The organism is Alteromonas sp. 009811495, from assembly GCF_028865455.1.
Lineage (GTDB): Bacteria > Pseudomonadota > Gammaproteobacteria > Enterobacterales > Alteromonadaceae > Alteromonas.
Genome location: NZ_CP113972.1, coordinates 491,408 through 505,818, shown reverse-complemented (window position 1 = coordinate 505,818; position 14,411 = coordinate 491,408). Strand labels below are relative to the sequence as shown.

Sequence of the window (14,411 nt, the reverse complement as noted above, 5' to 3'; positions counted from 1 at the left end):
TTAATCCTTTTTGACTATAGTGCGCTTAACGCGTTCAAGTTAATGTATTCCGGGGTATGGTAAAGACCAAGGCCGAAGCGCAATCGATTACCTCGGGAGTCGGTTAAGATCCCCTTTTCTTTTAAGGCCGCTGAAAGCGCTTGAGTAACCTTGGCATCGGCTAATTCAAACGTAAGAAAGTGGCCACGACAATGTGCATCTTTAACCACCAAGTTAGCCTCGTTCAATACGTCGTGCCCCTGCCGTTTAAGCTCATTGAGAAAATGCTGTTGCATTTGCATTACATAGTCATTGATGGTCGCAACGCTTAAGTTGTTCTCTTCAAACAGGCGCAATACTGCCCGCAGGCGATAAAGTGCTGTGAAATCCATCGTTGCACCGGCAAAGCGCATTCCATCTTGGCTGTATTGCACTGCGTCTTTACCCGCTATTTGACGCGGCTTGTCTAGATCACCAAATTCGGCAAACCATCCTGTATAGGCGGGACGAAGCTTACACCCTGTGGGGATGTGAGCAAAACACGCTCCCTCACCTGCTTGCGCATATTTGTAGCTGCCCGCTAAATAAAATGCGCGATGAGCGATATCACTAAGATCAGTTGGTTTTGCCATAAAGCCGTGATACCCGTCGATGACAACGATGGCATCGTCATTGGCTACGCTGTTTACAACATCATTTAGGTCATTGACGACATAGCCTGAGTTGAAAAACACGTGGCTGAAAAACACAAGGTCGGGATTATGCTGCGCTATTGCCGCTTTAAAGCGTGATGAAAAGGTATCAAATGGCTGAGTCTCTACTGAAATTAGCTCTATTGCGCCTTGCTCTTCCAAACGGCTTGCTTGGCGCTGAAAACTGTGGAATTCGCTATCGGTAGAAACAACTTTTATCGGCTTAGCGGTGTCGAAACAACTCATTATGCGATAAAGCAATTCATGTGTGTTTGGTGCAAACACCACCTGCCCGGGCGCGTTGGTATTTAAAATAGTACTGATGCGCTGTTGCAGTTCCGGCACTAACGTTTCAAAAAAATAGCCCCACTTATGATCGACATATTTAGCACTATCGTCCCAGTACTCAAGCATGGCATCGCGCGTACAATCAGGCCAAAAATAATGACTGTGGCAAGCGTAATGCTGCTTTGTTGTGTTGGCTGAGAGAAACCCCGTATAAAACTGCTGATAAGACATGGACAGCTACCGTGAAAAGAAAAACCGCATAAACCCTATCAAATTTGCGTCGCTCTCGCATAGTGTTGGGCAGCGAAGCGCGTGAGTTTGTCAACGCAAAGTGTAAATTGAACTGACCGCTTTGATGTACAAACAACCCAAAAGGTTTAATTTCTTATACCTATTACTACTGCAAACAACCCAAAGTCTGCTATACAATTACTTAAGGCGTATTAATATGGATACGCAAAGGTCTTTTGGCTTTATAAGGTTAACTATGCGCTTTCCTAAATACGGGAACTATTCTCTTGATATATCAGGCAATATGCTTGAAGTTTTTGCGACCGGCGCATGGAATTTACGCACAACAGAGCTATTTGTTGAAGAGATGCACGACATCGTCTCTAAATTCGATAACCAGCCGTGGGCTGCAATAATGGACGGCAGACGCTGGGTATTGGCCACGCCTGAATGCCAGACATGTCTGGCAGATGCTATTAAAGTCAATATTACGCGAGGCTTGTGCCGCTCAGCCTATGTGCTGGATGCGGGTATGGTAAAGCGCGCCCAATTAGAACGAACTCACCCTGCAAAACAACGAGATTTTGAAGTGGTCGGTTATGAACGAGAGTATTTTGATAAGTACTTTCAGGCGCTCAATTGGTTACACAAAGAAGGCTACTCGCCCATAGAGTGAAACCATTAAAACGTGGGAATAATTAAAAATGGCCTGCAATGCAGGCCATTTTGTATCTTGAATTAGTAAAGCAGGCTGTATACTTTTCGGCGGTATTCCGACTTTAGCGGATCGCCATCGGGCAATGCGTTCATCATGTCCATCATCAGCTTTCGCGCATCGCCAAAACCCAACTCCTTCTTTAATACGCTATACAAAAGTGCTAAGGCGTCTTGGGCCTTGTTGGCTTGCTGTAACTGTACAGCTAAATCAATTTTTAACTGAAGGTCATCAGGGTTAGCCTCAACGGCCGCCATTAATTGTCTAATTTCTGGCGTATCAGCCGCTTGCTCAGCCAGCTCAATTTTACCTGCTAGCGATTTATATCGAGAGTCTTGGTCAACAAGCTTAATTTCCTCAAGCAGTGTCTTAGCCACATCGATTGAACCTGTTTCTATATAACAATCGATAAGCATGTACTTGGCGTTCACGTTATCAGGGTTAAGTGAAAGCGCTTCTTTTGCTGCTGGTAAGGCTTGCGCATAATCACCAGCTTGAATCGCTTTTCCTGCCGTTGCCAGTAAGTCGTCTTCTGGATTTGGTAGGTATTTCGCAAGCATTTCTCGAATTTGTTGTTCAGGCTGTACACCGGCAAATCCGTCTACAGGTTGACCATTTTGTACTACCATTACTGTGGGCAAACTGCGAATACCAAATTGTGCAGCGACTTCTTGCTGCGCTTCACAGTCTACCTTGGCCAAAATCAAATGCTGACCGTACTCGCCAGCCAGCTTTTCTAGTATTGGCATAAGGTCTTTACACGGCTCACACCAGTCAGCCCAAAAGTCGATAAGTACCAACTTCTCTTGTGATGCTTCAACAATAATTTGCTGAAAGTTTTCTACGGTAATATCAACAATGGTTGCCTGATGATTTGCAACGAAATTTTCCATAACACATGCCTTTATATAATGCTCTTCTGGGGTGAAATATGGGGTATCAGTCTATAAAACTCAAGAGCGAGCCAAGATATCCTCACTTTGTCAGCTTCGCGACATTCTGTATAGACCAATAATGTTAATTTGCTGTTAACTAAAGCTATGTAATATATTTATAGATAAGAAAATAACCTGTTTGAACAGAATTCCTTATTAAACCGAAACCTCGCAACTACAAGGTGAACTATGAGTGTTAACAGCGAATCATCGACGCAATTTACGTCTTTCAGCGAGTTTTATCCGTTTTATCTCAAGGAGCACAGCGACGCAACATGCAGAACACTGCACTTTATAGGCTCGTGGCTAGTACTTGGAGTAGTAGCGCTATCTGTTTACACATCAAACTACACACTGCTTTGGCTAGTGCCAGTTGTTGGTTACGGATTTGCTTGGGTAGGGCATTTTTTCTTTGAGAAAAACAAGCCTGCCACCTTTAAATACCCACTTTATAGCTTCATTGGCGATTGGGTCATGTTTAAAGATATTCTGTTGGGCAGAATTAGCCTAAAAGGCTAACGCGTCTTCATACAACATAGTCTGCAACCTATCAGGTATAGCTGCTGCTTCGGCGCACAATCTTTACACAAATAAAAAGAACGCGATAAGGTTAGAAAATAACTATCGCGCTCGTACGCGTGTAAAAAAATAAGGAATGCAATATGTTGACGTCTCGACACGTTTCCCGATGGAGGCTGGTTAAATCCTCTATCGCCCTTTCACTTTTGTTATCTGCTTCTTCAGCAGTAAATGCCTTGCAAGACGCTGACAACACGTCTTCTCCGTCAACCTCTGTTAACCCTTTACAGTACGAAGACACCTTCAATTTAGAGTTCGTTGCCAATCCACAATTCATCAGCGATGACACGGTTATATATAGTCGACAAAGTATGGATATTATGACGGATGGCCGACAAAGTCGTCTGTGGCAAGTTAACATAAAGTCAGGAGAGCACCGCCCGTTTATTGCTGACGACGTCAGTTTGTCGCAAGCAACATTGTCACCCAATGGTAATTACATTGCCTACACCAAGTCAGTGAAAGGGCAAGCGCAACTGCACCTATATTATTTAGATACCAGACAGTCTGTCCGCCTGACCAATCTCACCGAAACACCACGACAAATCACGTGGTCAAACGACAGTAAAACACTTGCCTTTACCTTGTTTGATGAAGCACCACAAAAGCCGATTTTCACTGGTATGCCTGCAAAGCCGAAGGGCGCCAATTGGGCAGAGACTGCGACCTATATTGATGCAACACAATATCGCGGTGATGGCAGGGGCTATCTTCGCGAAGGGTATGATCAAATTTTTGTGCTCCCCATCGAAGGTGGTACACCGCGTAAATTAACATCGGGCAATTTCCCTAGTGGCGGCACACTATCTTTTTCTAATGATAATGAGTGGGTTTATTTTGCCACGCCACACCGTGAAGATTACGCGCTGCATCCGCTTGTTAGTGACATATACAAAGTGAATATTGAAACGCTGGATATTGAACAAGTCACCGCTATTGAAGGCCCAGAAGGTCGACCGTCTATAAGCCCTGATGGTAAGTATCTCGCCTTTACGCAATTGAACGACAGGAAGCTGTCTTATCAAAATAGTGACTTAGTGGTGATGGAATTAGAAAGTGGTGAGGTAACGCGCTTAACCACGTCGCTGGACCGTTCGTTAGGTCAATTTGTATGGCGACAAAATAGCCGAGGCTTAGTATTTTCTTACCCAGATAGCGGCGAAACTAAATTGGCTGCGGTTAATCTAAACGGTGACGTTAAGCCCCTTGATATTGCTATTGGAGGGCAAGCATTTGGACGCCCATATACCTCTGGCGATTTCGCAATAAGTAAAAAAGGTGACATTGTTTACACCACGGCTTCGCGCACGATGCCGGGTGATTTAGCCTTATATCGCAAAGGTAAGCAGGATAGCGTTCTTACCCATCTTAATGATGACGCACTAGGTCATAAGACGCTGGCAAAGGTTGAAGATCTTACGGTTATCTCTTCTTATGATGAGCGCGAAATTGATGCGTGGGTAGCTTATCCTCCCGGATTTGATGCCACTAAGACTTACCCACTCATTTTGGAAATTCACGGCGGGCCACATGCGGCTTATGGGCCTCACTTCGCCATGGAAATTCAATTGATGGCAGCAAAAGGCTACGTAGTGGTGTGGTCAAATCCACGAGGTAGCAGCTCTTATGGAGAAGACTTTGGTAATCTTATTCATCACAACTACCCCTCCAACGACTTCAACGATCTGATGGATGTTGTTGATGCCGTGGTAGCAAAAGGCAATATAGACACCGAAAACTTGTTTATCACAGGGGGTTCTGGTGGCGGTGTCTTGACGGCATGGTCGATTGGCATGACGGACAGATTTGCCGCAGCTGTGGTGGCAAAACCTGTAATAAATTGGGTTAGCTTTGCACTGACTGCTGACGCATACCCTTATTTCAGTCAATATTGGATGGCCGACAAGCCCTGGAACATCGCAGATAAACTGTGGAAGCGCAGCCCCTTGTCACTCGTTGGGGACGTTACAACCCCTACCATGTTACTAACGGGTGAAGCAGACTACCGCACACCAATTAGTGAGTCAGAGCAGTACTATCAAGCACTAAAACTTCAGGGTGTTGACGCTGCTATGGTTCGAATCCCAGGCGCCTCTCACGGCATTGCCAGTCGCCCGTCACGGCTGATTCAGAAAGTCGGAAATATTTTGGCGTGGTTCGAACGCTATGCGACGGCGCCAAAAGAGAAAGATTAAGCATTAGTTAAACGAAATAGCCGGGTTAGATAACCCGGCTATTTTTTGGTTTCTTGTACCCATCCCGCTTGGGCTGGGGTATTTTACGTACTACTTAGAAAGTCTTAATACTTTGCCATTTGGCGCATCTGTCAGTAGGTAAATCGCACCATCTGGGGCGACTTCAACGTCGCGAATACGTGCTTGGTTGTCGCGAACATATTCGAATTGCTCGCCAGGCTTGCCATCTTCAACTTCTATGCGGCGAAGGTGAGTAAACTTCAGTGAGCCTACCAAAATATCGCCTTTCCACTCTTTGAACATGTCACCGTTGTAGAACGTAATACCGCTAGGTGCGATTGACGGATCCCAATAAACCCACGGTTGTTCCATGCCATCCATGTGAGTTTTGTCACTAATGATCTCACCACTGTAATCGATGCCGTAAGTGATGACGGGCCAACCGTAGTTCGCGCCAGCACGAATAATATTGATTTCGTCACCACCTTTAGGCCCGTGTTCCATTGCCCATACGTCGCCAGTTTGTGGGTGGACTGTTACGCCTTGCACATTGCGATGGCCATAGCTAAATACTTCAGGCGCATCACCGTCTGTAAACGGATTATCTGTGGGAACACTTCCATCTCGATTGATGCGCACAATCTTGCCAAAGTGATTATTGGTGTTTTGCGCTTCTTGCATGTATTTATAACGGTCGCCCATGGTAACGTAAAGCTGCTTGTCGGCATCAAATACTAGACGGCAGCCAAAGTGAAAACCGTTGTCTACTATAGAGTCAGCGCTAAAGATGACCTCGACGTTATCTAGACCTGTCGCCGTCAATGTCGCTTTTGCGACACTGCTACTACTCCCCTTTTTACCTTCAACTTCACTTTCTTTGCTGTAACAAAAGTACACCGTGTTGTTGCTGCTAAAATCTGGATCAATGGCAATATCGAGCATGCCGCCTTGATTGTTCGCTACCACAGCAGGCACATTGGCTAAACGCCCTGACAGCTTACCCTCTTTAGACAATCGCTGAATACCACCTGCGCGCTCGGTTACCAGCAAGTCTCCATTAGGTAAGAACGCCATGCCCCACGGATGTTCTAGCCCTTCTGCAAGGGTAGTGACGGTAATGTCTTTATCGGTAACACCATGGTCGTGGTTTTCGTGAGCAAATGCTGATTGCCCAAGCGCTAGCACGCTGGTAGTCAGCAATACAGAAGAAAGTTTTGTCATTAGAAGCCTCGGTTTAATGTGCAGTAGCGCAGCATGGCTACATTCGTATTATTGTAATACGCGCGAGTATACAAAAAAGGGCACAGCTATGCTGTACCCTTTAGATAATTCACCTAACTATCGCGCTAAAAGCGCAGTTTTAGGACGATAAACCGTTACCTTATTTTGGCAACGTTGCACGAAGCATCCATGCCGTTTTCTCATGGACACGCATGCGATCACCAATAAGCGCGGCAGATGATTCATCATCAGCGTCCTGTGCTAATTTCAGTGACGCTCTGCAGGTTTTAACCACTTGCTCATGACCATGAGTAAGTAGACGCACCATTTCAATTGCTTCAGGTACACCCTCTACTTCTTCAATTGAGCTTAGCTCTGCAAACGACTTGTATGTACCTGGCGCTGCTACACCCAATGTACGAATACGCTCTGCAATCTCATCAACCGCCTGGGCAAGCTCAGTATAATGTTCTTCGAACATTAAATGGAGTTCGCGAAACTGCGGCCCTTCGACATTCCAGTGAAAATTATGCGTTTGAAGATAAAGCGTGTACGAATCGGCAAGCAGCTTTTTAAGCCCTTCAGCTACTGCATTACGGTCGCTTTCTGAAATACCAATATCAATCTTGCTCATGTCACACTCCTTAAATTAATTCAGAAAATGAATTAAAAAAACAAAATACAATTCAATTTTAAAATCTACATGAATAGTAACGTAGTTTTTAAGAAAAAGATTTTGCATTTAATTGATTGTGCTCATCGGCTTACTCAATGAAGCGTAGTACAAGCATCACAACGCGCTTCACAATACCCATCAACAGCCCTGTATTTTAATGATGGTGCCTGTCTTTTAATGGTGGTGATGATGACCTGCGTTTTCATCCTTTTTCACCGGTAATACAACGTGTAGTTCACGTTGCTCGTCGAAAGTCAGTGTTAGAGCAACATCACTGCCTTCTTCAAGCCCTTTAGACAGTCCTAACAACATGATGTGATAACCACCTGGCTTGAAAGACACCATGGCATTGCCATCCACGTTCACGCCTTCTGTCATTTCTCGCATTTTCATGACATCGTCTTGCATTTCTGTTGTATGAATTTGTGCATCACTTGCAACAGCACTGTCTACTGAAACCGCCGTCAGGGTAACGGGTTCGTTATTTTGATTATGCAAAGTAAAGTACACGGCCCCCGTTTTTGCCATGGCGAATGTAGCTCGGGCGTATCCGTCCATCACCATAATACCGGTTTGCGATTGATTTGATTCTGCTGATTTAGCGTGCTCATCGTTTTGGTGTTGATGTGCAAATGCAACAGACATTAAAGCTGATACAAAAATTGATGAGACAAGAAAAAGAGATTTAACTAAAGGGGGATACTTTGACATACATAGCGCTCCGATGTGCTTCGAAGTTCAGTGTACGTAATAACGCGATAAGAAAAAAGCGCTAAAAGAAAAATGGTGCCGACTGCCGGAATCGAACTGGCGACCTACTGATTACAAGTCAGTTGCTCTACCAACTGAGCTAAGTCGGCACACTAAATAAAACCGCTGCCTAGACAGCGGATGCGTATTCTAGCGATAAACGCGTTGGTGTCAACCTTTTAATCGCGTTGCTTCACCAACTAATTTTGGAAAGTATTCCAATGGCAAATATTGGCTTAATGCCATCAGCTTCTCACCTAAGCTTTCGTAGCTATTCGTGGTCACGTTAATATGGCCCATCTTGCGCTTCTCGCGCACCGATTTTCCATACCAGTGAAGATGACTGCCATCGATGCTGAGTAACTCGCGAGAAAAACTGCTACACCCAATAATATTCACCATAGCACTAGGACCAATAGCAGATGTGTCGCCTAGTGGTAAGCCGCAAACCGCACGAAGGTGGTTTTCAAATTGACTGGTTACCGCACCCGACTGACTCCAGTGCCCTGAGTTGTGTACACGCGGTGCAAGTTCATTAACAAGAAGTGTTTTGCCAACTTGGAAAAGCTCTACTGCCAATACGCCCACATAGTTCATGCCTTCTGCTAATTTAACAAAAATATCATGAGCTTGAGTTTGTAGCGCGTCATCAACGTCAGTTGCTGGAGCAACTGATACATGTAACTGACCTTGATGATGTAAGTTTTCAGCAAGTGGATAGGTGCGCACATCACCATTGGCGTTACGCACACCAATTAATGAAAGCTCTCTATCAAACGCTACCATTTTCTCGACAACAAGAGGTACGTTCTCAAGATCCAAACCGTGCAGCGCTTTTTTCAGCGCTGGCAAGTCTGTAGCATCGGCTAAACGCCATTGCCCGTAGCCGTCATAGCCATCGCGACTGGCTTTTAGGATCAACTTGCTTCCCAGTTGCGCAACGCAATCGTCAAGCTGATCTAAATGCGTCACAATCTTGTGCTCGCAATTAGCCACGCCCATCGACTCCAATAGCTTTTTCTCACGTACGCGATCCGCACCTACTAATATGCTTTCGATGTTTGGCATAAGCTTGTTTGTTTTCGCGGCGTCTTCTAATAAGCGCTCTGGAACATGCTCAAACTCGACAGTAAGCGCATCGGCACTTTCTAGTGCTTGCTCTAATGATATCTCTAACGGCGTCTTACTTACTGGATGCACAACAGTATCGTTGTTTACGTCTACAGCTTGAACGTCAATACCTAGAGGGCTTCCTGCCAGATACATCATTTGTGCAAGTTGACCTGCACCGTAAACTACTACTCTCATTCATCTAACTCCAGCGTATTACTAGAAGCCAGTACTGTTTCAGTTTGAGATTGTCTAAATGCAATAACGGCATCGCGTACTTTTTCATCGTGCAACGCAACGACCTGAGCGGCCAATAAGCCTGCATTTGCTGCACCAGCTTCTCCTATTGCTAGGGTGCCAACCGCTACGCCTTTTGGCATTTGAACAATAGAGAGTAATGAATCTAGACCGTTAAGGGCTTTTGATTTTACTGGGCAACCAAATACGGGCAAGTGCGTATGTGCAGCAATCATTCCTGGTAAATGGGCTGCACCGCCTGCTCCAGCAATAATTGCGCTAAAACCCGCTTCGGCAGCGCCTTCTGCAAACTCTACTAGCAAATTAGGAGTACGGTGTGCTGACACCACCTTCGCTTCAAATTCAACACCAAACGACTTCAGCATTTTGGCAGCCTGCTGCATAGTAGGCCAGTCTGAAGTTGAACCCATAACAATCGCGATTTTTGCCATCTAGAGATCCTCGGGGTAGGTAAAATGGACGACTTCGGAAAGGCCGCGATTGTAGCGTAAAACGGTTCAAAATCCCACCGCAAAGATTAAGGTAATACATGTGTAAACATAACCGCTAGGCATTTGAAAATTGATCTCAGTGCTACAACATACCCGTATTAACTAAACTTAATGTTAACGGAATAAAGGTCACCTCGCCCGTCGATTGGACTAAGGTGGCGCTGTGCGACTTGTAAGAAGGCGTACGGTCAAATGTGAGAAGAGGTGAAGCGATGTCCAAGCAGCATGAGCCAGATGTCATTGACGAGGTTATTGAAGAAGTGCATGACGTTGTCTCTGACTTTCTAAATAGAGAGGCTGCACCCGGCATTTTGTTGATGGTAGCTACTGTGCTAGCCCTCATTATTGCTAATTCACCTTTAGATACGCTCTATGACCAGCTTATTACCATGCCAGTGCAAATTTCGGCAGGCAGTTGGGCTATCGACAAGCCGCTTTTACTTTGGATAAACGATGGCCTTATGGCCGTTTTCTTTTTTCACGTGGGTTTAGAGCTTAAACGCGAGGTTTGCGAGGGTGAACTCTCTAACCCCAAAAATATTGTATTTCCCGCCGCTGGCGCAGTGGGCGGTATGGTGTTGCCAGCGCTCATTTACGTAAGCATTAATTGGGATAACCCAGTAGCCATTGCTGGGTGGGCCATTCCCGCTGCCACCGACATTGCTTTTGCTTTAGGTATTCTCGCGCTGCTAGGCAGTCGCGTGCCCACCAGCTTGAAGGTGTTTTTGGTGACGCTCGCTATAATCGATGATATTGGCGCTATTGTCATTATTGCTCTTTTTTATACTGAGCACATTACAATAGGGGCACTGCTTATCGCCGCTGGCTGTTTATTGTTGTTGTGGCAAATGAATCGCCGCAACGTCGTGGATATACCTGCCTATGTGCTGGTTGGCATTGTACTTTGGGTTGCCATGTTGAAATCAGGCGTACATGCTACGCTGGCAGGGGTTGTATTAGCTGCGTTTATTCCAATGCGCGACTCAAAGGATCCTTCCTATTCGCCGGTCACTCGATTAGAGCACAGCCTAAATGGCTCTGTGAGTTTCGCCATTCTCCCCATATTTGCCTTTGCCAATGCAGGTATTAGCTTTGGCAATATCAGTCCAGAAGGTATCTTTCACCCCGTAACCTTTGGCATCTTTTTAGGTTTGTTGGTCGGAAAACAAGTGGGTGTTTTTGTTTTCTGTTTCGTTATGGTCAAACTGAAAATGGCAAAGCTGCCTGACGATCTTAATTTTAAGCATATTTACGGTTGCGCATTGCTCTGCGGCGTGGGATTTACCATGAGCTTATTTATCGGCGGTTTAGCGTTTGAACAGACGGGTATTAATCAAATTTTTGATGAGCGCGTAGGTATTCTAGCGGGTTCACTCGTTTCTGCATGTCTTGGATACCTGGTGTTACGACTTGTTAGCGAAGAAAACGCCAATAAAGCCAATGGTGACGTTGCCTCAAACGCTAGCAAGTTCACGGGCAATACAGTCGAATAGCACCGTCTTGCGTATAGGTTTACTCAAATGTGCATTCATGCCTGCAGCTATGCAGGCATTTTTGTCTTCAGCAAAGGCATTGGCCGTTAACGCCACTATTCTGACTTTATCTTTGTTACGCCCTTCTTTTCTAATCAATCGTGAGGCACTCTGTCCGTCCATGACGGGCATTTGGCAATCCATAAGAATAATATCGAAATCGTAGCGCTTTTCAGCTTGTACTGTATCTGCGCCATTACGCGTGCGTAAGCATTTAATGCCCTCTGATGCGAACATATCCATTACTATTTCGGCATTAATATCGTTATCTTCAGCCAGTAACACGCGTAAATCACAAGGCAGAGAAGCAACCTTTTCAGGTTCATTGAACGCAATGCCATTACCCACCTCACAAGGAACGTAAAAGGTAAACGTAGTGCCTTTACCCACTTCACTTTCTACCTGCATGCGGCCGCCGAGCAACTCCACCAAACCTTTTGATATTGCAAGGCCTAGTCCTGTGCCACCAAAATATCGTGTGGTCGATGCATCGGCCTGTTCAAACTTATCGAAGATAAGGTGTAATTTGTTTGCTTCAATACCAATGCCTGTATCTGATACTGCCACATGTAATACCCCCACTTCGTAACTCACGTCTACGGTTATGCCACCGTCGACGGTGAACTTAATTGCGTTACTCAACAAGTTATTTAACACCTGACTGACTTTTCCAGCATCTAAATGAAGTGCTGAAGGTACAGAGGATGAAATTGATAATGCGATATCGAAACCTTTGCTTTGTGCCGTGTGCCTATACAACTCACACGATGCATCGAAAAGCTCCTGAACATTCGTATTCTCTGGGTCTATGAGCATTTTACCCGACTCGATCTTAGACCAGTCTAAAATGCTATCCAAAATCATTAGCAAGTTTACCGCAGAGCGCGAGATCGTGCGCGCTCGCGCCGCCGCATGCTCAGATAAATCATACTCTAGCAGTAGTTCACACGAGCCTATTATTCCATTCATTGGAGTTCTAATTTCATGGCTCATGTTCGCGAGGAACTGTGTTTTCGCAATATTTGCAGCTTCAGCTTCTTTAAGGGCGTGCGCCAAATGCCGTGTTTTTTCCTCGATACGCGCTTCTAGCGATTGGTTTAGCTCGTTTAATTCTACGTTTAAACTTTTTTCGTTTTGACGGGCTTTCTCCAAGTCATTAAATGCATCCACAAGACGTGTTTCTAGACTCATAAACTCATCGTTAAGCGAGGATAGCTCTTGAATATGAAGCGCTCGACGTGGCACCTTTGCTGTATTGGCTTTATTGGGCTCAAACTCAGCAATATAGCGTACTAATCGACGAATAGGTGCGCCAACCATCTTCGCAACGATATAGCCAGTAAAGGTACCAAATGCAGATAAAACAAGCAGCAATACTAGGTCTTTCAATAAGTAGCCACTCATAGAACCAAGCAAAAGACGCTTGTTGAATAAGTAACTGACTTTCCAATCTACATTTGAAAGGTTTCCAGTAAATCTAAGCAGCACTGTCTCTTCGTTCTCGCCAATCACCTCAACTGGACAGTTAGGCTCACAGCCATAAAAAGGCGCTTTACTCAAAGGTTTCATGCCCAGTCCAGGGGACGCATAAATGACTTCGCCTTTTTGATCTTCTATCAACATCGAAAAACCACGTAGGCTAAGTGCGTCAATGCCTTGAAAGCTTTTCAGTGAAAGTGAGCCCTCAATAATACCCTGCGGTGTACCATTGCTATCCATCAAGGGGGCAGATAGTGCGATAATGGGGTCGTTTCCAAACCCTCTACCTTGAAATACATTGGAAAGGAATGGCTGGCCATTTTGCATGACCTCATAAAAATAGGGACGGTAGGCCACATTCGTTAAGCCGCTCACACGTGCCTTGTCCATCATATCTAGGGGGTACGCTTGGGTAATATCGCCTTGCGCATTGGTCACCAAAAACGTTAAAAACTCAGGGTATTCCTTTGCAAGAATTGCCATTTGCGCATTTGCAGCGTCATCTTGGCGCGCTTGAAAAGCGCTACTTGATAGCATTTGCGCCGCACCGGAAATGGCACTTTGGTGACGTCGAATAAAGTCAGACAGCTGATATTCAAGTACTTGAACACGTTGCGTCATATAGCTGTGGATCTGGCGCTCTTGTTGACGTTGGAACATGCTTACCGACAAGTAGATAACAGCCATGGACGCCACAAAAAAACAGCCAGCAAAAAAATAGCCAAACAGAAAATGTAGTGTTACGCGTTCAAAACGATACGATGTCTGTCGCTTTAATCCATGTAGCGCTAAGTAAGCAAAGTGCCCTGTAATAAGGCCAAATACACCGCTCACCCAAGTGACTAATACACCTGAAAATAAAACGTTAACGTTGTCACCATCGTACAGTGAGTGTTCTAGCACAAGTACAGGCAGAAAGACGATAGACCAAAAGCCTGCGCCTATTTTGATGACTTGCTTAAGCGACTTTTTGTAACCGAAAAGCGACAAAACAATTGGCAGTAATGTCAGGCTTTCTTTGCCAACAATACTTCCCTCGGTAAGCCACAGAGGCATACTAATAAGCAGGGCAATAGGAATTGAAACAAAAGGGGAAAAGCGCAGGGCAGCATAAACCGATACACCTACGCCAAATACGGCAATACCACTGCTGTCAAATGGAGCAGGAATCGCATTTAATGCGACGCCCACCAGACAAACAAGCAGTGCTTCTAAGACCAGATGCCACGAAAATGAAAAAGTGAAACGACTATTTTTCAACGCGTGCCTCCGGCCATTAG

At 45.2% G+C, this 14,411-nt stretch carries 12 protein-coding genes and 1 tRNA gene; 4 read left to right on the top strand and 9 right to left on the bottom strand.

All coding sequences use genetic code 11. The features are described from left to right. Positions 1-14: 14 nt before the first annotated feature. Positions 15-1,190 carry an aminotransferase class V-fold PLP-dependent enzyme gene (locus tag OZ660_RS02215; RefSeq protein ID WP_274742401.1) on the bottom strand — a complete coding sequence of 392 codons (1,176 nt, stop codon included), beginning with the start codon at positions 1,188-1,190 and terminating at the stop codon, positions 15-17. A gap of 256 nt (positions 1,191-1,446) precedes the next feature. Between OZ660_RS02215 and OZ660_RS02210 the strand changes: the two genes are divergently transcribed. Beyond that, positions 1,447-1,866, top strand: coding sequence for a hypothetical protein (locus OZ660_RS02210; RefSeq protein WP_202263364.1), 420 nt, complete (start codon positions 1,447-1,449; stop codon positions 1,864-1,866). Positions 1,867-1,928: 62 nt separating this feature from the next. Here the strand turns inward: OZ660_RS02210 and trxA are convergent, their stop codons facing one another. Continuing rightward, positions 1,929-2,798 carry a thioredoxin gene (gene trxA / locus OZ660_RS02205; RefSeq protein ID WP_274742400.1) on the bottom strand — a complete coding sequence of 290 codons (870 nt, stop codon included), beginning with the start codon at positions 2,796-2,798 and terminating at the stop codon, positions 1,929-1,931. 231 nt (positions 2,799-3,029) lie between these two features. Between trxA and OZ660_RS02200 the strand changes: the two genes are divergently transcribed. Next, complete coding sequence (locus OZ660_RS02200) at positions 3,030-3,359, top strand: DUF962 domain-containing protein (protein WP_202263362.1); 330 nt, start codon at positions 3,030-3,032, stop codon at positions 3,357-3,359. 143 nt (positions 3,360-3,502) lie between these two features. Then, entirely contained in the window at positions 3,503-5,614 is a 2,112-nt protein-coding gene (locus OZ660_RS02195) for a S9 family peptidase (protein ID WP_274742399.1), read from the top strand. 90 nt (positions 5,615-5,704) lie between these two features. Here OZ660_RS02195 and OZ660_RS02190 read toward each other — a convergent pair whose 3' ends face one another. From OZ660_RS02190 to purE, 6 genes are all read right to left on the bottom strand, one after another. Beyond that, the gene (locus OZ660_RS02190; protein ID WP_274742398.1) at positions 5,705-6,835 is read right to left on the bottom strand and encodes a PQQ-dependent sugar dehydrogenase; all 1,131 of its coding nucleotides are present in this window, start codon (positions 6,833-6,835) and stop codon (positions 5,705-5,707) included. Between the two features lie 160 nt (positions 6,836-6,995). Next, complete coding sequence (locus OZ660_RS02185; protein ID WP_159627278.1) at positions 6,996-7,469, bottom strand: Dps family protein; 474 nt, start codon at positions 7,467-7,469, stop codon at positions 6,996-6,998. Between the two features lie 216 nt (positions 7,470-7,685). Next, on the bottom strand, positions 7,686-8,222 hold the full coding sequence (locus OZ660_RS02180; RefSeq protein ID WP_274742397.1) for a copper chaperone PCu(A)C: 537 nt from the start codon (positions 8,220-8,222) through the stop codon (positions 7,686-7,688). A gap of 73 nt (positions 8,223-8,295) precedes the next feature. After that, positions 8,296-8,371: transfer RNA gene (locus tag OZ660_RS02175), tRNA-Thr, on the bottom strand. A 61-nt stretch (positions 8,372-8,432) separates the two neighbouring features. Continuing rightward, complete coding sequence (locus OZ660_RS02170; RefSeq protein ID WP_274742396.1) at positions 8,433-9,569, bottom strand: 5-(carboxyamino)imidazole ribonucleotide synthase; 1,137 nt, start codon at positions 9,567-9,569, stop codon at positions 8,433-8,435. Then, on the bottom strand, positions 9,566-10,060 hold the full coding sequence (gene purE / locus OZ660_RS02165) for a 5-(carboxyamino)imidazole ribonucleotide mutase (RefSeq protein ID WP_274742395.1): 495 nt from the start codon (positions 10,058-10,060) through the stop codon (positions 9,566-9,568). Before purE ends, OZ660_RS02170 begins: the two co-directional genes overlap by 4 nt. Before the next feature lie 272 nt (positions 10,061-10,332). On the opposite strand from purE, the gene nhaA reads away from it, so the two are divergent. Next, positions 10,333-11,613 (top strand): Na+/H+ antiporter NhaA, encoded by a 1,281-nt coding sequence (nhaA, locus tag OZ660_RS02160; protein ID WP_274742394.1) that lies wholly within the window; start codon positions 10,333-10,335, stop codon positions 11,611-11,613. On the opposite strand, the gene OZ660_RS02155 is transcribed toward nhaA, so the two are convergent. Beyond that, the gene (locus OZ660_RS02155; protein ID WP_274742393.1) at positions 11,575-14,391 is read right to left on the bottom strand and encodes an ATP-binding protein; all 2,817 of its coding nucleotides are present in this window, start codon (positions 14,389-14,391) and stop codon (positions 11,575-11,577) included. The genes nhaA and OZ660_RS02155 overlap by 39 nt on opposite strands. Positions 14,392-14,411: the final 20 nt, after the last annotated feature.

Excerpts from the sequence above, each read along its gene's own strand:
- OZ660_RS02215 (WP_274742401.1), bottom strand. The coding sequence starts at position 1,190 with ATGTCTTATCAGCAGTTTTATACGGGGTTTCTCTCAGCCAACACAACA.
- OZ660_RS02210 (WP_202263364.1), top strand. The coding sequence starts at position 1,447 with ATGCGCTTTCCTAAATACGGGAACTATTCTCTTGATATATCAGGCAAT.
- trxA (WP_274742400.1), bottom strand. The coding sequence starts at position 2,798 with ATGGAAAATTTCGTTGCAAATCATCAGGCAACCATTGTTGATATTACC.
- OZ660_RS02200 (WP_202263362.1), top strand. The coding sequence starts at position 3,030 with ATGAGTGTTAACAGCGAATCATCGACGCAATTTACGTCTTTCAGCGAG.
- OZ660_RS02195 (WP_274742399.1), top strand. The coding sequence starts at position 3,503 with ATGTTGACGTCTCGACACGTTTCCCGATGGAGGCTGGTTAAATCCTCT.
- OZ660_RS02190 (WP_274742398.1), bottom strand. The coding sequence starts at position 6,835 with ATGACAAAACTTTCTTCTGTATTGCTGACTACCAGCGTGCTAGCGCTT.
- OZ660_RS02185 (WP_159627278.1), bottom strand. The coding sequence starts at position 7,469 with ATGAGCAAGATTGATATTGGTATTTCAGAAAGCGACCGTAATGCAGTA.
- OZ660_RS02180 (WP_274742397.1), bottom strand. The coding sequence starts at position 8,222 with ATGTCAAAGTATCCCCCTTTAGTTAAATCTCTTTTTCTTGTCTCATCA.
- OZ660_RS02170 (WP_274742396.1), bottom strand. The coding sequence starts at position 9,569 with ATGAGAGTAGTAGTTTACGGTGCAGGTCAACTTGCACAAATGATGTAT.
- purE (WP_274742395.1), bottom strand. The coding sequence starts at position 10,060 with ATGGCAAAAATCGCGATTGTTATGGGTTCAACTTCAGACTGGCCTACT.
- nhaA (WP_274742394.1), top strand. The coding sequence starts at position 10,333 with ATGTCCAAGCAGCATGAGCCAGATGTCATTGACGAGGTTATTGAAGAA.